Below are 18,817 nucleotides of genomic sequence, written 5' to 3'. Positions count from 1 at the left end.
CAATGTGTTACAGATTAGAAAAAGAGCCGTTTTTCGGCTCTTTTTCTATGGTAAGAATACAATCCAACCAATCCAGACTATAAAAATAATCCCGGCAATTACAGCTGGTAATAAATAAAAATGAGAAAGTATAACTATTCCATACAAAAGTATTACTGGAAGTAATAAATAGCGATCTGCCTTCCATCTTAACATTAGTAATTTGCCTTCATCACAATATAAATGAAGAAACATTTTTTTCGAAAATTCATTCCAATAATCACGCGCATATCGAGAAATTCCAACTAAAGCAAATGCAAGAATAATAGCTGCAATCCACCTCGGGCTCATAATAATACTGACAGTGCTTATACATACAATCTGAATATAAAATAATCGTGCACTACTTGTACGGAAAAATTCTTTCAAAAAGGATTCAACAATACGAGATTCCTTTTTCTTCCCTAAAAACTTTTTAGACCGCGGAAACATCCACGGTTTTTTATTCGAACTACTCGGTTTAGCCGCATGACCACCAACTTGCATAATTCCACTCGTCCAGCGCATACTTTCTTCTTTCTCTTTCTCAACTTCTTTAAAAAAGCAATTTTTATAATTCAATTTTTCTTTTATCAATACGATAATTAGAAAAACTGCTAGACCGATACATAGTATAGAATAAAATGGATTTTTATAAATAAGAGACAGACTCACTCCAAAAAAGGATAGACTTATTGAAAATATTACATTTTTGATAACCCATAGTAGCCATCGTTTCCCCATACGTACATGAATAAATCTCGTTAATAACGACAACATAAATCGAAATACAGTAAAGAATAGCCAAAATAATACGACTTGTACCTTCGTCACTCCAATACTTTTCAGCAACACTGGTAACATAGCAACTACTACCACTATATTCGTTATTGCTATTCGAATAAACGTATATGCCATGCCATACTGAATTAACTTTTGCATATGAGCGGGATACGAAATTAAAAATAAACTATCCGCTTGTTCAAAAAATGAACGAACTCCTCTTGCATATGTAATCACATAAAATGCAAGTAGACCTAATCCGAAATAAACCGTCTCTCCCATCGATAGTTCTTCCATCCATAGTGAACGATAATAAATCCCTATAAATATAAGTGCTGGAATAATAATATATAGCGCAACCGTCCAATCAGTTACCGAACGTATAGACTTCCATTTCCGCCCCAGTTCATGGCGCAATCTTTTATAAAATTGTTGTTTAATCATGCTGTTCACGCCTTACGATTACATCAAAACAGTCCAATAATGAACTTCCTGGCATTTCTGCTAACGTTTGAATTGCCTCTAAATGGCCATCTGCGACTAATGTCCCTTTTGAGATGAGTAAAAATCTTTCGCAAATTCTTTCAGCAGTATCTAATACGTGCGTACAAAGCAGTATTCCTGCCCCACGTTCTTTTTCTTTATATAAATAACTTAAAAACTCTTTCGTAGCTACTGGATCTAAGCCGATAAAAGGTTCATCAATGATATAAAAATCCGGTTCTGTTAAGAAAGCTAATATAAGCATCGATTTTTGTTTCATACCTTTAGAAAACTTTGATAAATACTCATGTTTATGCTTATCCATTCGAAACATATGTAATAACTCTTTAGCTTTCTTTTCCCAGCTTCCTACTTTGTTCTCTCGTGCAGCCATTAATAATTCAATATGTTCCCAGAGCGTCAAATAATCATAATATGTCGGGTGTTCTGGCACGTATGCATAAGGATTTTTCTTTTCACCAAATGATATTTCACCATTCATATTTACTAGTAAACCGAGCATCGTTTTAATCGTCGTACTCTTCCCAGCACCATTTGCACCAATAAGTGCAACTAATTCACCTTTTTCAATCGAAAAGTCAATATCATGAATTGTCTTTTCCCCTAAATCATATCCTGCAGAGCGGATATTCACTTCTAACATACATTCCCCTTCTTTCCATTTCCAATACAAACAAGGAAAAGAATAACATATAACTATCTATATATCATTATAAGATATTTATTTTCCTAGCAGGAAAAAATATTTTTTAACAGAATACTAAATGTTTGATTACATTTTATTGGAGTGGATAATATGTCTTTTCAAATTCGTGAAGCGATAATAGACGATATAGATGCACTTTGCTCTTTGACGAAAGAATTAAAGGGCTCCTCTATTTCCTATGAAGATATGAACAACCGATTGCAATTCGTACAAATGAGTCCCTTTGATTTTTTATATGTTTATGAGGAAGAAGAAACCATATGTGGATTACTTGGGTTTCGTATACGTGAAAATTTAGAAGATATAACTCGTTATGGGGAAATTTCAATTATTAGCGTTGATTCTACAATACGACGGAAAGGCATTGGACAAGTATTAATGGATTATGCAGAACAATTAGCAAAGACACATAATTGTATCGGCACATGGCTAGTCAGTGGAACAAAAAGAGTAGAAGCACATCCTTTTTACAAAAAATTAGGATATGAAGTAAATGGATATCGATTTGTAAAACATTTTTAAACTACTTATAAATGGAAAGGACTATAACTATGACAAACATCGAAGCTATTTTTATTGATCGTGACGGTACAATTGGTGGTGACACTACTATACATTATCCGGGCTCTTTTACATTATTTCCTTTCACAAAAGCAGCTCTGCAAAAACTAAAAGCTCAAAATATAAAAATTTTCTCTTTCACAAATCAACCAGGTATCGCAGATGGGATAGCGACTGTAGCTGATTTTGTACAAGAATTAGAAGGCTTCGGTTTTGATGATATTTACGTATGTCCTCATAAACACGGTGATGGTTGTGAATGCCGTAAACCTAGTACAGGTATGCTGCTGCAAGCGGCTGAAAAACACGGGCTTGATTTAACAAAATGCGCTGTAATTGGTGATCGCTGGACTGATATCGTTGCAGGAGCAACAGTACATGCGACAACGATATTAGTTCGAACGGGCGCTGGATATGATGCTTTACATGCGTACCGAGAAAAATGGGCACATATTGAACCAAACTACATTGCAGAAAACTTTGAAGATGCTACAAATTGGATTTTAAATCAACTATAATACAAATTAAAAGAGACGTTTTAACAATGAAAACGTCTCTTTTAATCTTATATTTTTTTAAAACGTTAATTCATAATGGAAATAACGATTATCTCTCAAATAACCATTTTCAGCGTATAATCGCTGTGCTGATAAATTATCAATCTCCGTTTGTAATTTTACACCTTTTGCACCATTTTCTAATGCAAATTCTTTAGCAGCTTCTAATAATTTTTTACCTGTTCCTGCCCCTCGCTTAGTTGCTTGTACAAATAAATCATTTAAAATCCATAATTCTTTCATCGAAATGGAAGAAAATGATGGATATAATTGTGTGAAGCCAATATATTCGCCGTCTTCAACTGCCACAAAAATAACGGATTCTTTTCTCTCGATTCGATTTCGTAAAAATACTTTTGCTCCTTCTAAATCGGAATCTTGTCTATAAAACATACGATAGTTATTAAATACTGATGCTAGTCCATCTAAATCTGCAATTGTTGCCTCATATATTCTCATTTTACTCCATTCCCCTTCCAATACTGTCTCATTATATCCGTTGCCCATTTAGGCTGTAGAATTTCTTCGTTCGGCATAAACTCTTTCATTATCGGCTTTATATCCAATATAGGTGTGCCATCAATAGCATCTAACCCCTCAACAATAATTGATTTACCTTCTCTTTTGATCACCTTTACAATTGTTGCTCCTATGCGATTCGGGCGATTTTTCCCGCGCTGTGCAAAAATGCCTACTTTAGGATAATCATTATTATTTCTAGGATGTCTAGCAACATATTGAATTTGTTCATCCGTTACTTTATGAAAATAAAAAACAACTTCAATATGAGAAAAATCTTCAATCCCTTGTATACTTTCCTCTGTATACATTTCAGTTAAATTAATATAGGATCTTACTTCTCCCCACTCATCATCTTTTATTTCCTTTCTTTCATTATGTACAAATGCGATTGGTTGAACTGAAAACATACGCATTCCCCCTTAAATGTAACCACTTACATTATAAAATATTTTCTGAATGTTTTCCAGATACACGAATTAAGTTTACATAATACATTTATAATCTACTTTCTAAAGCGACATTTATCGCTTCAATTGCGTGGATATAAGTCGTATCAAATATCGGAACTGCTACGTCTTCCTGCTTTATTAATAATCCTATTTCTGTACAACCTAATATGATTCCTTGTGCCCCTTCTTGTACTAGCTCTTCTATAACTCTTTTATAATACTCCCTAGATTGAGATGTTATCTTTCCTAAGCATAATTCTGTATATATTACTTCGTTTATTTTTTCTCTATTTTTTTCTGATGGTACTATGACTTTTATATCATTCTCTTCAATACGTAACTTATAGAAATCTTGCTCCATTGTATATTTAGTTCCAAGCAAACCAACCGTTTGAATATCTTTCCTTTTAATTTCTTTTGCAGTTGCATCTGCAATATGTAAAACTGGAATATGAATATTCTCCTTTATTTTCTCAACTACTTTATGCATTGTATTGGTGCAAATAATTATAAAGTCTGCTCCTCCCCTTTGTAGCGAATATGCTGCATTCCCTAATATTTCTCCCGCTCCATTCCAATTTCCGTTAGACTGGAATCGCTCAATCTCTTCAAAGTCCACACTATTAATCATACATTTTGCTGAATGTAACCCTCCCAATCTCTCTTTTATTTCTTCATTTATGATTCGATAATATTCAGAAGTTGATTCCCAACTCATACCACCAATTAAACCTATTGTTTTCATTACACACAACACCCACCTTATACTCTTTTTTAAAATTAATCATAACATTTTATTATGTATATTATACATAATAAAACAAGACTTTACGTTTATAATATAAAGTCTTGTTTTAACTATTTCCAAGGAAATTTTATAAGAATATTCTGAAATTAATTACCAAATGTTTTTATAGAATCTTCATATTGATAATGAAAACATTCTCGATACAACTGTTTAATTTCATCATATGATGGCACACGTGGATTATTTGCTGGACTTCCACTTTCAATTGCATCTGATGCCATTTTAGAAATAGCTTTTTCAAATTCAACCTCACCAATTCCGTATTCTTTTAAATTTGGAATACGAAGATCAAAACAAAGTTTTTTTATTTCTCCCAGCGTGTAGTCGGCTACTTCTTCATCACGATAGGAATACAAATCTTTATTTAAACAACGTCCAATTTCCGCTAGTCTTTTTACTGCACTAATTTTTGTATATTCTAAAACTGTAGGTAATAGTATCGCATTTGATATTCCATGTGGTACATGAAACATTGCCCCTACTGGCCGAGACATTCCATGAACTAACGTAACAGATGCATTTGAAAATGCAATTCCAGCTTGTAAGGAAGCAATCATCATCGCTTCTCTTGCCTCCATATTCTCTCCATCTTCATATGCAATACGTAAATATTTCATAATACTTTCAATTGCGGAAAGTGCAAGCACATCGGTAAGTGATTGTGAAACTTTAGAAATATATGCTTCGACTGCATGACATAATGCATCTATCCCTGTTGCTGCTGTAATATGAGGTGGTACGGAACGCGTTAAAATTGGGTCAATAATCGCTACTTGCGGTGTGAAATTTGGATGCTTCATCATCATTTTTACATCTGTTCGTTTATTCGTAATTACTGCTACACTTGTTACTTCCGATCCAGTACCAGAAGTTGTTGGGATTGCAATTAGTGGTAGTGGATATTTGTCTATTTCCATATCTTTTTGGACATAATCTTCCACTTCTCCACCATTTGTATATAACACCGCAACTGCTTTCGCTGCATCAATACAACTTCCACCACCAATACCAATAATAAAATCACACTTTCCTTCTTTACAAATAGTTAACGCTTCTAACACGTGTATATTTGTAGGCTCAGCATTTACTTTATTATATGTAATAACAGTAATACCTTTCGTATTTAATTGTTGTATACACCTCTCAACATATCCTAAATTCTCCATAATTGTATCCGTAACTATAAACGCTCTTTTCCCCAACTTCTTAGATTGTTCCCCCAGCTTTTCTAGCGAATTTCTTCCATATAATACGGACTTCGGCATACGAAACTCAGCAACTTCTTGCAAGTACCCCACCCCTTCTTACCCTAATTAATGTTTTCGTTTATAAAATATCGACTTAATAAATTCCTGTTGCAGTATAGAATGCAATTACTAAAAATACAGCAACCGTTTTCAAAATTGTAATAGCAAATATATCTTTATATGACTGTTTATGTGTTAAACCTGTTACTGTAAGAATAGTAATAATAGCTCCGTTATGTGGTAATGTATCCATTCCTCCCGATGCCATTGACACGATACGGTGCATTACTTCTAATGGAATATCAAATTGATTGGCCGCTGCAATAAACTTATCTCCCATCGCACTTAAAACAATTCCCATTCCTCCTGATGCAGAGCCTGTAATACCGGCTAAAATATTTGTCGTTACTGCTCCATTCACTAGAGGATTTGTGAATGTGGCAGAAATACCATCTCTCATAATCGCGAATCCTGGAAGTGCTGCAATGACACCACCGAATCCAAACTCAGCTCCTGTATTCATCGTTGCAAGTAACGCTCCACCAATACTTGTATTCAATCCAGCTTGAAATCCTGTTACTACTCGTTTCCAATATAATAATAACGTTGTTACAATACCTATAATAAGTGCTAATTCTACTGACCAAATTCCAACTACTGCACTTAATTCTACTTTTCCAAATGCTTTCATGCCGATTTCAGAAAAATCAAAACCATCCGGATACCACTTCGGTATCATAATAGTAAAAACTTTATTCATTACACCTACTAAAATAAGTGGTATAAAAGCAATCACTTGCTGAACTCTTGTAATTTCAATGCTTTTCAGTAATGGCATATCTTTTTGTTCTACTTGCACTTGCAAAGAAGCTGCCATTTCAGTATCCCCATCGTTAAAACCAAAATACCCTTCTCCTGCCGCCTTTGCCTTCTTACGTCTACTCTCTAAATATAGTAATCCTAACGTCAGTACAAAAATTGCCCCTACAATACCAAGTATTGGTGCAGCATAAATGTCCGTTTTAAAAAATGTTGTAGGTATTACGTTTTGAATTTGTGGTGATCCAGGTAGCGCATCCATTGTAAATGTGACCGCTCCAAGTACAATCGTTCCAGGGATTAAACGCTTCGGAATATTCGCTTGTCGAAATAGCTTAGCTGCGAACGGATATACAGCAAACACTACTACGTACACACTAACGCCACTATACGTTAAGATAGCACCCATTAATACAATCGCTAAAATCGTACGTTTTTCACCAACTAACTCTATAATTGTCTTTGCAATCGAGTCTGCAATTCCTGACATTTCTACTACTTTTCCAAATATTGCCCCAAGTAAAAATACAGGAAAATATAGTTTAATAAAACCTACCATTTTCTCCATAAAGATATTCGAAAAGAAAGGTAATACAAAACTAGGTTCTGTCAAAAATACCGCAAATAATGCAAAAATCGGTGCAAATAAAATAACAGAAAACCCTCTATATGCTACAAACATTAGTAAACTAAGTGCTAATAATATAATAACTAGCTCCAATTATACCCCTCCTTTAAACAGAAAATTCAAACTTTTATAAATAAACTTCTACTAATCTTTTGATTCTGACATCCCTCCTCTTATTCATACAAATTTTTCATGCTAAAAATGTCTAATTATACATATTCGATTACATATGAAAAATCCCTTTAAACATAAATGATTTCATCATCATACGTTATAAAGGGATTGTTAGTCTCTATATTTACTTCTTAATCAAACTATTGTCTACACAAAAATGATGTAGTTCTTTTACATCATTTACTATATGAGTCGCACCAACTTCAGTCAATTCTGTTTTACTACCATAACCGTATAAAACACCAATTGAAGCAATCTCATTATGATTCGCACCGATTATATCGTGCTTTCTATCTCCAATCATAACAATGTCTTCTTTACTAAATTCTTCATTTGTTTGTAAAATATGAGCAATGATTTCTTCCTTCGTTATTCTTGTACCATCTAAATTACTTCCAATGATACTTTCGAAATAATTCGTTAGTTGAAAATGATCTAGTACTTGTTTTGCAAATACAGTAGGTTTTGAAGTTGCTATAAATAAACGATTTCCGGTATCTTTTAATTGTTTTAAAAGACTTGGAATACCCTCGTATACATTATTTTCTAACAATCCACGTTGTTTTAAGTACTCTCTGAAATAAAAAACAGCTCTTTCAACTTCTGCTTCATTCATATTATACCTCTCTACGAATGATTGTTGGATGGGCGGACCGATAAATGAGTCTAACTCATTTACATGTAATTCTTCAATTCCAACCTTTTTTAATGCATACAATACTGAATTTATAATTCCTTCTTTCGGATCCGTCAATGTTCCATCTAAGTCAAATAGAAATATTGTGTACAAATTTAATCCCCCACTCCTATTTATTTTACATATTATATAGAAGACTTTTTCATGCCTACCTTTTACTATATTACCATTATTTATCTTTTCAAAAAATTATTCCTTCTATGTCACATACGTACAGTTACAAAATGGAATACATATGATAAAGTAAAAAAGTGACAATTATTTTAATAGAAACTGGTGAATCTAATGTCAATTACCTTAATTGTTATAATGATTTTCACAATTGTTATTCACGCGGTTGAAACAAGCTCTTATAGTATTCGATTAGCTGGAGTACGTTTAAAGAGAATTGCTGTTGCTTTGTCTGTCGTAGGCATGGTGTTACTTATATCAAGAACATCTAACATGCTACAAGCCTTTTTAATCGGTGGGATTGTCGATGAGGCAAAACGAGACGCTTCCATTAATTTAGAACATACTATACGGCTCGTTCTATTATCCGCCTCTGTCGGTACTTTACTTGCGATTATACTGTATCCAACTTTGACCAAATTATTTGGATACGTCATTCAAAACTTTGAAACAGACGGTTCTTTCATTCGAATGATGAAAACGAATAACATCCAAAAATTAAAGTACACCAAAAAATATGTACGCTTTCCAAAACTAGAAATGATTCATAGACTGCGTATCGGTGGTATTCCAAAACGTATTATGCTTATTAATATGTTTGCTACTGCAATTTATACAGCTGGTGTTCTTTCAGCCCTATATGCTTCTTTTTTACTTCCAGCTTACGCAACAAAAGCTACTACAGCTTCTGGTCTTATTAATGGTTTTGCTACTATTTTATTAACAGTGCTGCTCGATCCACGTATCGCTCTTTTAACAGAGCGAGCTCTTCAATCAGAAGAAGGTGCAGAAGCAATGAGTAAAATGTATGGTTGGCTAATGATTTCTAGACTTTTTGGTACGTTATTAGCACAACTGTTATTCATACCAGGTGCTTACTGGATCACATGGATTATTAAACTGATGAATTAGTCCTCTATAAAAATAGTAGGTGGGATAACAAATGACTATACAAACAGAACAAGATATCATTCGCTTAATAGAAAACGACGAATGGATGATGAATGTATTACAAATGGCAAAATCACTAGAGTTACCTGATTGGTGGGTTTGTGCCGGCTTTGTTCGTTCTAAAATTTGGGATACTTTACATGACTATGAAGCTAAAACGGCTATGCCTGATGTTGATGTAATTTATTATGATAGTCTACATCAAGATGAGATATACGAACAATCATTAGAAACGAAATTAATGAATATTGATGCTACTATCCCTTGGTCTGTAAAAAATCAAGCTCGTATGCATGTAGTAAATAATATGCCACCATATTCTTCTTCTGTTGATGCTATTTCTAAATTTCCTGAAACAGCAACGGCTTTAGGAGTTACACTTGATGAACTAAACAACGTCATATTAACAGCCCCATGTGGTATTGAAGATGTCCTTTCCTTACAAGTGAGACCAACAGCTCATTTTCTTGAATCGAAAGAAAGATTACATATGTACAAAAACAGAGTTATAAAAAAGAATTGGCAAAGTAAGTGGCCTAACATCACAATCACATATCCAGAAATATAGAAAGGGTGCCTCTCATTTATAGAAGCACCCTTTTCTTCATTTCAAAAAATGTATGACTGTTTCTGCAAACCTATCCGCTTCCTCATAATGAGGTGAATGACCGCTCTCTTCAAATACGATATACTTGCCGTTTCGGGCATCTTTATTAAATGTTTTAATTTGTTCTTCACACGTTACTACATCATGTTTTCCTACAATTAATAACATTGGATTCTGTACTTCTTTTATTTTATATAATAATGATTTATGACATGCACCCTCTAATTTTAATCTATCAAAATGAATTTGAGAGCGATTTGAAAATACTTCCCACTCTTCATCGCTATATAAACTATAGTCTGTTTCATCTTCCTTATAATTGTAAATCTCCATTCTTTTTTCTTCTAATTCAGCGCTTAATCTTATATAAGCTTCTAACAACTCTTCTGAACTAGCATTGCTAGATGAATAAGCGATGGACTCTTCTGCTACTTCTTCTTTTCCATACTTATTTAATAAATGCCTTGTCTTTTGTAACAAAGCTCTACTTGTTAATGCAAAATCGAAAGTTGGCGCTTCAAATATGATTTTCTCTATTGAACTTGGATATATCGACGCATATAACAATGCTACATATCCACCGAAAGAATGTCCAATGACAGACCATTTCTCAATTTGTAATACTTTTTTTAGTTCCTCACAGTCTTCAATCAAATCATTTAATCCAAAAGCTTCGTCCTCAATAATTTCTTCTGAGCGACAAACACCTCTTTGATCTATCATTATTACATATAAAGAATCTTTTAAACGTTCCGCTTGATGAAATGAAAAATCATAGCAACTTTCTCCTGGTCCACCATGCAAGTATAGGACTGGTTTATTTTTAAGATTTCCATACGTTTCAACGTATAGCTTTTTCCCTCTAATGTTCATGTATTTCCCTGTTCCCATCAAATTCGCCTTTATAATCATCACCTTATTTTTCACTGAATATTATAACACCTTAAATTAAATAATCCCTATTACATTTAAAAAGACGATAATTATTGCAAGTGGCGCTACAAATCGAAGTAAAAACGCCCAACAAGTAAATACTTTCTTTCCATAATTTCCACCTACAAAAAACTCTGCTTCTAGCACCTTCTTTTCCATTTTGAATGAAACGAAAATACTTATAAATAGTGCTCCAAGTGGCATTAATATATTACTAGATAAGAAGTCTACTGCATCAAAAATATTCTTTCCGAAAATCGTAATATCACTCCATATTCCAAATGATAACGCGGATGGTATACCTACTAAGAAAATGCCGAAACCGATTATCCATGATAATTTCGTTCTCTTTTCTTGTTCACCATTTGCTAATGCTGAAACAACTGTCTCTAGTAGAGAAAATGCCGATGTTAATGTTGCAAATGTAAATAGTGCAAGAAATACCGTTAAGAACAACCCACCGAATGGAATTTGACTAAATACAGATGGTAATACGATAAATAGTAATCCAGGCCCTTCTGTCGGCTCCATTCCTAATGAAAATACGGCCGGAAAGATAGCAAGACCTGCAAATAATGAAACAAATAAATTCAATCCAACAATTGTAACTGCTGATTTTGGTAAACTTTCTTTTTTATTTAAATACGAGCTATAGGTAACCATAATCGAAATCCCGATACTAATCGCAAAAAATGATTGTCCCATCGCGAATAAAATACTTTCTGAAGTAATCTTTGAGAAGTCTGGTTGTAAGAAAAACTTCACACCTTGTATTGCATTATCAAGTGTTAATGAACGAATAATAAGAGCAACAAATAAAACGAACAATGCTGGCAACATATATTTACTTGCTTTTTCAATTCCATTTTGTACACCCTTTGATACAACCCAAATCGTAATGAACATAAAAGCGAAATGTCCCATAATCACCCAAGCGGGATTTCCAATTGTTTCAGTAAATAATGCTCCATAATTTTGTCCCGGAGTAATAAGTTGTCCCGTTACTCCTCTGAATAAATAAATTAACACCCATCCACCTACAACACTATAAAACGAAAGTAGTATAAAACATGTTCCGACGCCAAGGCGTCCAATCCAGTGCCATCCTGTATTAGGTGCGATACTTTTAAATGCTCCAACTGCTTGTTTCTGCGTACTGCGTCCAATCATAAATTCAGCTATAAGTAGTGGTAGTCCAATTAATACAGTAAATAATATAAAGATTAAAAAGAATGCTCCTCCCCCACTCTTCCCAGCGATATAAGGAAACTTCCATATTGCGCCAAGTCCAATTGCTGATCCTGCTGCAGCCATTATAAAACCTAATTTCGAAGTCCATTGCTCCGTCTGTTTCATCTTATTTTCCTCCCATTTAAATTACTTTATATAAATAATTAAATTTTATAAACCAATCCGAATAAACCCTCCATTTCTATTTCCATAAAATAAAAAAATGGCTCAACGTCTCTATATAAAGAGACGCTAAGCCATTTACTTAACGCGGTACCACCCTTATTGATTCCATTATGAATCCACCTTAGTAGTAATCGTTTGATTACAAACCTAATATCGAAGGTTAACCGTTAAGATTTACTAAGAATGTGATTCCGTTCCACCTTACTGCTCCTAGGCGAGTTCAGGATGTCATTTGACTATGTCACACCAACCCATAGCTCTCTGTACAAATATACGACCTTACTACTCCTATTCAACACATTTTAATATTTAGAATATATTTTCTTTTGAAATTAATATGAAGTATATCGGTTATATTTATAACTGTCAAGGGCTATATTAAAATTTGATGAGAAACCTCTTTTATTTTTCATTATCCTTCGTCATCATCACCGTGATCATCAGTACCTTCTTCTTGATCATCGTCATCTTGTTGTTGAGGTGACTCCTTTTGCTGAATAGCATTATTTACCGCTGTAGTAGACATGACTTCACCTGTTATTGTATGTACTCTTACATCAACCGTTTCTGTTTGTTTTTTTATTATAATTTGGTAGGTAGACGTACCATTTATATTGACTACACTTACCTTCTCGATAAATCCGCCTGGTACTTTTTGTAACGCAACTTCTTTCGCCTGCTCTTCTGTAACGACTTTTTGTATTTGTGAAGTACCAATAAAAGCACCCGTCGCTTCTTCAATTTCTACCATTACATTCTCATTTGCACTTTTCTCTATCTCTATTACATATACATTTTTTTCGTTCTTTTTCTCTAGTCTTATCCCTTTCACATTCCCTTGTACTTGCTGCACTGCAATCTCTTTTGCTTGCTGCTCTGTAACTTTTGTCGTTTGTTTCTGTAACAATTGAATTTTGCCAGTTGTTTTTTCAATCTCAATTATTGTACTTTGAGCAGCATTTGTTTCTATCGTTATAACAAACACTTCTATCCCATTTCTTTTTTCTAATATAGTTTGTTTAATGATCCCCTGTACTTTCTGAAGTGCCATTTCTTCCGCTTTTTCTTTCGTTATTGTATTACTTTTTAATGATATTTCTTTTGCACGTTTTATGTTACCACTTTGAGCATCTACTATTATTTCATATGAGCCTTTTTCATTTAAAAGGTTTACCTTATATACATCTTGTTCCCCTTTGTTTACTAATTTCATATTTTTTATTTTTCCAGGATACTGTTCAGACACAATATTCTGAATTTGTTTTTCGGATAATATTTTTTCTCCTTGCTTAGAAACAATACGTTGTGATACAAAAGCTACACTTACAAGCACAAAACAAAGTAACAATGCAACCTTCCATTTCTTTTTCATTTTCAAACTCCTATCTCTTTATAAAAAACGAGGCAAATATACGGTAACTTTCGTCCATTTTCCCTCTTCACTTTCCAGTTGTATATTCCCTTCATGAGCATCAATAATTTGTTTCGCAATCGACAATCCTAGACCTGTTCCTCCTGTTTCCCTACTCCTCGCTTTATCAACTCGAAAAAAGCGATCAAACACTTTCTGTATATCCTCCTTAGGAATTCCCATACCGTAATCTTGAATAGAAAAAAAGACTCTTTCCTTTTGTATTCCTACTATCAAATCGATTGAATCTTTACTGTATTTCATTGCATTATCCAATAATACTACTAATACTTGTTTTATTTTTTGTTCATCAATATTTACAACAATCTTTTCTTCCTCTGTAATAACACGAAAATCCCGATTATATGTTTTTTCTAATTGTTCCGCAGTCAACTTGCATAATCGAACTACATCTGATTCTTTCGTTTCCAACTTCCACTCTGCACTACTGTTGGCAAGCAATAACATTTGATTTGTCATGCCTTTCATTCTTACTGCCTCGGAGTATATCGCTTCTACAGATTCCTCTAAAACATCTTGTTTTTTCATTCCCCATCTTTTTAATAATTTTGCATAACTTTCAATAACTGTTAACGGTGTTCTCAATTCATGTGAAGCATCTGAAACGAACTGCTGTTGTTTTTCAAAGTTTTGATGTAATAAATCTATCATTTTATTAAATGTCGTTCCCATTTTGTACAATTCATCTTTTGATTTTTTCTCTAGCGATATCTTTTTGAATATCCCTCTATCTTGTATATGCTCCATTGTTTGTATTAAAGAGTTTACAGGTTTTAAAATGAGTTTACTTAACATTCTTCCCGCAAAAAAAGACGGAATTAAAACGAAAAGTGAAGCAATAACTAATACATTTTTTAACATATTTAAATTCTCTTGCAAACTATCTAAACGTTCTGTCATTTCTAACGAAACGATTTTCCCATCATTCCAAATAATTGGCATTTTTATATAAGCGAATTTCCCACCATTCTTCTCATAAATTCCCGCCGATTCTTTTCTTTCAAATTTCGTATTTACTACTGGGATTGGTTTTGTACTATCCACTTCTTGTCTAATCATTACCTTTGAATTTTCATTAATAACTCTAATCATACCGTTTGAAGGTAAGTATGGTTGCAACAGATTTGCTGCATCTATTTCTTTTGCTGATTCCGCATTCATTCCTTCTATAATATGTACTGCCTCACGTTTTAATCGTTCTAACTCTCCGTTCGTTGTAACTTTATAAAACAAAAAGTATATAGAACTATTAATAAGTAACAAAATAAGTAGTAACCATACTGTAGAGAATAAATATATTTTATTTTTAATTTTCATATACTACACCTTTAAGACATACCCAACACCTCTAACAGTGTGAATAAGTGGTACGTCCACATTACAATCTACTTTTTTACGTAAATATCGAATATACACATCGACAACATTTGTATCACCATAATAATCAAATCCCCAAACATTCGTTACGATCTGTTCTCGATTTAACACTTGATTTTCATGCTTCATTAAAAATAGTAATAAATCAAACTCACGTGGTGTTAATTCCACTACATGATTCCCTCTTTTCACTTCTCGTGTTTTCTCGTCTAAATATAAATCTGCAATTTGATAACTACTATTTTCCTCTTCTTTTCTTACGTTTGAAATTCTTAAACATGCACGAATTCTCGCTAAAAGTTCTTCTATTTGAAATGGCTTTGTAATATAATCACTTGCTCCTTGATCTAAGCCACTTACTTTATCAACAACTGAGTCACGAGCGGTTAATAAAATAATAGGTATTACAGCATTTTTCAAACGTATCCTTCGAAGTACTTCTAACCCACTTATATTTGGAAGCATTACATCAAGTAAAATTAAATCCCATTTACCAGCTTGAAACTTTTCCATTGCCTCTGTTCCTGTTTTAGCAATCTCACTTTCATATCCTTCAAACTCTAATTCTAACTGCACGACACGCGCAATTTTTTCTTCATCCTCAACAATTAAAATCCTTTCTCCCATAAAAGCCTCCCACATTATATAATCTTTTCATACCATCTCAGTATAACAAGTAATACTTTCCTCCAAAAGAAATAATACCCAATATTCTTTTCGACTTAATGAAAAAATCAGGAATGAATTATATTCCTGATTTTTAGAGAGACAATCCAACCCACTGCCAATATGCATAGTAAAATACAACCATTACAAACATATACATAACACTTAAATAGCTACTTAACTTTAGTAAATCTTGCGGCTGAAAAGTTTCTCTATCACTTTCTTGAAATAAAAGTAATGCTTTAGAACTGACTGGAAAGGTTAAACAATAATTCATGCCAACAATGCCTAAAAATAGTACAGCGACTTCGTTTAGCTGTAGACTACTTGCAAAGTATAATAATGGCGGAATAAAAATTACCGCTCTCGTTGTGTGAGATGTAATATATAAATGTGATGTGACTGAAAGAATAACAATTACGAGTAACACGATGAAAATAGATTGCTTATTAATTAGTTCTGTTACTAAAAATAACTTCTGCATAATCCATTGCGCTGCACCACTCTCCATTAAAGATTTCCCTAATGCAATTGCTGCTCCAACAAATAAAATTAAGTTCCATGAGACACCTTTTAAACTTTCTTTCCACTGCATCACGCCCAGTTTTGGTAAAGTTAATAAAAACACTCCGATTATCGTTACAGTTGCAATTTCCAAACCGTGAAACGACTCTGTTAACCAAAAAGCTACCATCGCTATTAAAATACTGATTGTATACTTTTCATTTCGCGATAATTCAAACTTAACTTTTTTCTGTTTCAGTTTTGTTTTTACTTCCTCTTTGTCTAAAAATAAAAATAATATTACACGACAACTTATAAAGCTCATTATGAATCCAAATGGAAATCCCCATATTAACCACTCTACAAATGTAATATCCTTATTATTAAATTCCTTTAACATATCTAGGGCAATTAAATGGGAACCTGCACCAATAATTGTAGAACTTGTTGAAACTAAAATAACAGTAGGCATTAAAATTGCTAATGCTTTCGTAATTCTTCTACTCCCAATTTCTTTTGATATAGCTTGAAAAACAGGTAATACAACCGCTGCGCGCCCAGATGTTGATGGAATAAAAAAAGCGAGTATTTGAATAATCATTGTCAAAATCCCGCACAAGCCCAAAATATTCCGAGCACGATTTACAACAAAGCACGTCATTTTCTCAGCTAAACCGGTAACTTGAAGTGCCCTTCCTAAAATAAAGGAACCGATCATAAGCCAAATGACATCTGAAGCTAACGAATCAAATAAAAGATCTTGCTTTGCTGTTCCTGAAATAATTAGAAATAAGACAGATCCAAGTGCGATATAGGCCGAATTTATCGTTGTTGTTGTCCATAATATAATTGCACAGCAAAATCCAAACAAACTCCATTTTGCTTCCATCGTTAATGACGATGGAAGCAAAAGAACTATTTCTACCATTACTATAAGTGCTACGGGCAAAACCCAAGATGTCTTAGTTTTCGGATGATCAGTACTGTTCACATGTAATTCCACTACATTTTTTTCAATCATGATACGTACCCACTGTTATTCAACCGAGAAGCGATTTGATAACCGACTAAAACTGTACGCATCGTACTCTCTGTACAATCACGAAGCCATTTCTCCGCATTAGAAAATGCATTTTCTAATGAAGATGGCATTGGTAATATACTTGTATATGCATCAATTCCATAATCGTAATTAATACGTGCACCTTTACCGACTGTCCCAACTAATGCGATTACTGGTAATCCATATTTTTTTGCACATTTAGCCACCTCAGCTGGAATTTTTCCACGTGGTGTTTGAAAATCTATACTTCCTTCCGCAGTAAATACAAGATCACACGCTAGCAATAGTTTATTTAAATCCATATACTTCATAATAATATCGTATCTCGGATGAAGCGTTGCACCAATTAAAGCTTGCAGTCCAGCACCAAGTCCGCCAGATGCACCACTACCTGGCGTATGATGTACATCTATACCTATATCTTTTTTTATAACAGAAGCATAGCGCTCCAGTGCTTTTTCTAGTTCTATTACTTGTGCTTCGTTAGCACCTTTTTGCGGACCGAACACTCGCGCTACTCCCTGTTCGCCGCATAATTGATTAAACCAATTACAGGCAACATCGATTTGAACATGCCTTAATCTAGGATCTACTTGTGATGTATCTATGTTTGAAACTTGTAATAAAGAGGTTCCACCTTGAATTTGTATTTCCTTTCCATCTTCATTTAAAAACTTTACACCTAACGCTTCAGCCATACCAGTTCCTCCATCAGATGTTCCTGAATCACCACACCCTATTAATATACGATCTACCCCTTTATTTAAAGCTAATTCTATTAACTGCCCAACCCCATGAGTAGTCGTTTTTCTAGGATCACGTAAGTCTATCGGTACAAGGCGTAACCCCGCAGCAGCTGCCATTTCAATAACAGCTGTACGCTCACCATTTCTCGTTTCAAAAACCCCAAAATAAGATTGTATCTTTTCTCCAACAGGTCCCGTTACTTCTACTGTATACATTTTTCCACCAGTAATATTTATAATTGCCTCTGTAAAACCTTCCCCACCATCCACCATTGGTAAAGTCTCTACAGTAGCTAACGGCATGACTTTTAAAATCCCTTCTTTCATTACATCAGCAGCTTCCTTCGCCCCTAAACTTTCTTTAAACCCCGATGGTACAACTAAAATATGCATGTAATATTTCTCCCTTCACCTTGTATATCTCTTTCGTTTCTAAGGCTTATACTAAAGGTGAAAAAAGAGAGAACAATTAAGCTTA

19 protein-coding genes and 1 other annotated feature are annotated in these 18,817 nt (G+C 33.7%); of the genes, 4 read left to right on the top strand and 15 right to left on the bottom strand.

Going from position 1 to position 18,817, the window contains the following annotated elements; genetic code table 11:
* Window positions 1-45: 45 nt before the first annotated feature.
* Entirely contained in the window at window positions 46-1,245 is a 1,200-nt protein-coding gene (locus J0835_RS10780; protein ID WP_087980972.1) for an ABC transporter permease, read from the bottom strand.
* On the bottom strand, window positions 1,238-1,948 hold the full coding sequence (locus J0835_RS10775) for an ABC transporter ATP-binding protein (RefSeq protein WP_046959302.1): 711 nt from the start codon (window positions 1,946-1,948) through the stop codon (window positions 1,238-1,240). The genes J0835_RS10780 and J0835_RS10775 overlap by 8 nt, the downstream gene beginning before the upstream one ends.
* 153 nt (window positions 1,949-2,101) lie before the next feature.
* Here J0835_RS10775 and J0835_RS10770 point away from each other — a divergent pair, with 153 nt between their 5' ends.
* Both J0835_RS10770 and J0835_RS10765 read left to right on the top strand, forming a co-directional pair.
* The gene (locus J0835_RS10770) at window positions 2,102-2,533 is read left to right on the top strand and encodes a GNAT family N-acetyltransferase (RefSeq protein WP_087980971.1); all 432 of its coding nucleotides are present in this window, start codon (window positions 2,102-2,104) and stop codon (window positions 2,531-2,533) included.
* Between the two features lie 29 nt (window positions 2,534-2,562).
* The gene (locus J0835_RS10765) at window positions 2,563-3,090 is read left to right on the top strand and encodes an HAD-IIIA family hydrolase (protein WP_087980970.1); all 528 of its coding nucleotides are present in this window, start codon (window positions 2,563-2,565) and stop codon (window positions 3,088-3,090) included.
* Window positions 3,091-3,147: 57 nt separating this feature from the next.
* Here J0835_RS10765 and J0835_RS10760 read toward each other — a convergent pair whose 3' ends face one another.
* From J0835_RS10760 to J0835_RS10735, 6 genes are all read right to left on the bottom strand, one after another.
* Complete coding sequence (locus J0835_RS10760) at window positions 3,148-3,588, bottom strand: GNAT family N-acetyltransferase (RefSeq protein ID WP_061679521.1); 441 nt, start codon at window positions 3,586-3,588, stop codon at window positions 3,148-3,150.
* Window positions 3,585-4,058, bottom strand: a complete 474-nt coding sequence (gene tsaA / locus J0835_RS10755; RefSeq protein WP_087980969.1) for a tRNA (N6-threonylcarbamoyladenosine(37)-N6)-methyltransferase TrmO — start codon at window positions 4,056-4,058, stop codon at window positions 3,585-3,587. Before tsaA ends, J0835_RS10760 begins: the two co-directional genes overlap by 4 nt.
* A gap of 88 nt (window positions 4,059-4,146) precedes the next feature.
* Window positions 4,147-4,845: an aspartate/glutamate racemase family protein gene (locus tag J0835_RS10750; protein ID WP_087980968.1), complete on the bottom strand. Its 699-nt coding sequence runs from the start codon at window positions 4,843-4,845 to the stop codon at window positions 4,147-4,149.
* A gap of 149 nt (window positions 4,846-4,994) precedes the next feature.
* On the bottom strand, window positions 4,995-6,197 hold the full coding sequence (eutG, locus tag J0835_RS10745) for an alcohol dehydrogenase EutG (RefSeq protein WP_087980967.1): 1,203 nt from the start codon (window positions 6,195-6,197) through the stop codon (window positions 4,995-4,997).
* 52 nt (window positions 6,198-6,249) lie between these two features.
* Complete coding sequence (locus J0835_RS10740) at window positions 6,250-7,695, bottom strand: GntP family permease (RefSeq protein ID WP_087980966.1); 1,446 nt, start codon at window positions 7,693-7,695, stop codon at window positions 6,250-6,252.
* A gap of 205 nt (window positions 7,696-7,900) precedes the next feature.
* Window positions 7,901-8,566, bottom strand: a complete 666-nt coding sequence (locus J0835_RS10735; RefSeq protein ID WP_087980965.1) for an HAD family hydrolase — start codon at window positions 8,564-8,566, stop codon at window positions 7,901-7,903.
* 192 nt (window positions 8,567-8,758) lie between these two features.
* On the opposite strand from J0835_RS10735, the gene J0835_RS10730 reads away from it, so the two are divergent.
* Together J0835_RS10730 and J0835_RS10725 are read left to right on the top strand one after the other, a co-directional pair.
* Window positions 8,759-9,556 carry a lipid II flippase Amj family protein gene (locus J0835_RS10730; RefSeq protein ID WP_087980964.1) on the top strand — a complete coding sequence of 266 codons (798 nt, stop codon included), beginning with the start codon at window positions 8,759-8,761 and terminating at the stop codon, window positions 9,554-9,556.
* A 31-nt stretch (window positions 9,557-9,587) separates the two neighbouring features.
* Entirely contained in the window at window positions 9,588-10,163 is a 576-nt protein-coding gene (locus J0835_RS10725; RefSeq protein ID WP_087980963.1) for a nucleotidyltransferase family protein, read from the top strand.
* Between the two features lie 36 nt (window positions 10,164-10,199).
* Here the strand turns inward: J0835_RS10725 and J0835_RS10720 are convergent, their stop codons facing one another.
* The 7 genes from J0835_RS10720 to J0835_RS10690 all read right to left on the bottom strand — a co-directional run bounded on the left by J0835_RS10720 (window position 10,200) and on the right by J0835_RS10690 (window position 18,732).
* A complete protein-coding gene (locus tag J0835_RS10720; RefSeq protein ID WP_087980992.1) occupies window positions 10,200-11,114 on the bottom strand; it encodes an alpha/beta fold hydrolase in 915 nt (304 codons plus the stop codon).
* Window positions 11,115-11,150: 36 nt separating this feature from the next.
* Window positions 11,151-12,491 carry a sodium-dependent transporter gene (locus J0835_RS10715; protein ID WP_087980962.1) on the bottom strand — a complete coding sequence of 447 codons (1,341 nt, stop codon included), beginning with the start codon at window positions 12,489-12,491 and terminating at the stop codon, window positions 11,151-11,153.
* A gap of 116 nt (window positions 12,492-12,607) precedes the next feature.
* Window positions 12,608-12,856: a binding site (T-box leader), on the bottom strand.
* Between the two features lie 107 nt (window positions 12,857-12,963).
* Window positions 12,964-13,923, bottom strand: a complete 960-nt coding sequence (locus J0835_RS10710; protein WP_087980961.1) for a PepSY domain-containing protein — start codon at window positions 13,921-13,923, stop codon at window positions 12,964-12,966.
* A gap of 18 nt (window positions 13,924-13,941) precedes the next feature.
* Window positions 13,942-15,300 (bottom strand): HAMP domain-containing sensor histidine kinase, encoded by a 1,359-nt coding sequence (locus J0835_RS10705; protein WP_087980960.1) that lies wholly within the window; start codon window positions 15,298-15,300, stop codon window positions 13,942-13,944.
* Window positions 15,301-15,303: 3 nt separating this feature from the next.
* Complete coding sequence (locus J0835_RS10700) at window positions 15,304-15,987, bottom strand: response regulator transcription factor (protein ID WP_087980959.1); 684 nt, start codon at window positions 15,985-15,987, stop codon at window positions 15,304-15,306.
* A 133-nt stretch (window positions 15,988-16,120) separates the two neighbouring features.
* A complete protein-coding gene (locus J0835_RS10695; protein WP_087980958.1) occupies window positions 16,121-17,551 on the bottom strand; it encodes an SLC13 family permease in 1,431 nt (476 codons plus the stop codon).
* Window positions 17,548-18,732, bottom strand: a complete 1,185-nt coding sequence (locus J0835_RS10690) for a glycerate kinase family protein (RefSeq protein ID WP_087980957.1) — start codon at window positions 18,730-18,732, stop codon at window positions 17,548-17,550. The genes J0835_RS10695 and J0835_RS10690 overlap by 4 nt, the downstream gene beginning before the upstream one ends.
* Window positions 18,733-18,817: the final 85 nt, after the last annotated feature.

Origin of the sequence: Bacillus cereus group sp. Sample62, assembly GCF_036851315.1 — a bacterium.
Classification (GTDB): Bacteria; Bacillota; Bacilli; order Bacillales; family Bacillaceae_G; genus Bacillus_A; species Bacillus_A wiedmannii.
Note: the sequence above shows the minus strand (reverse complement) of the source record. Positions and strands in the feature narration are given on the sequence as shown.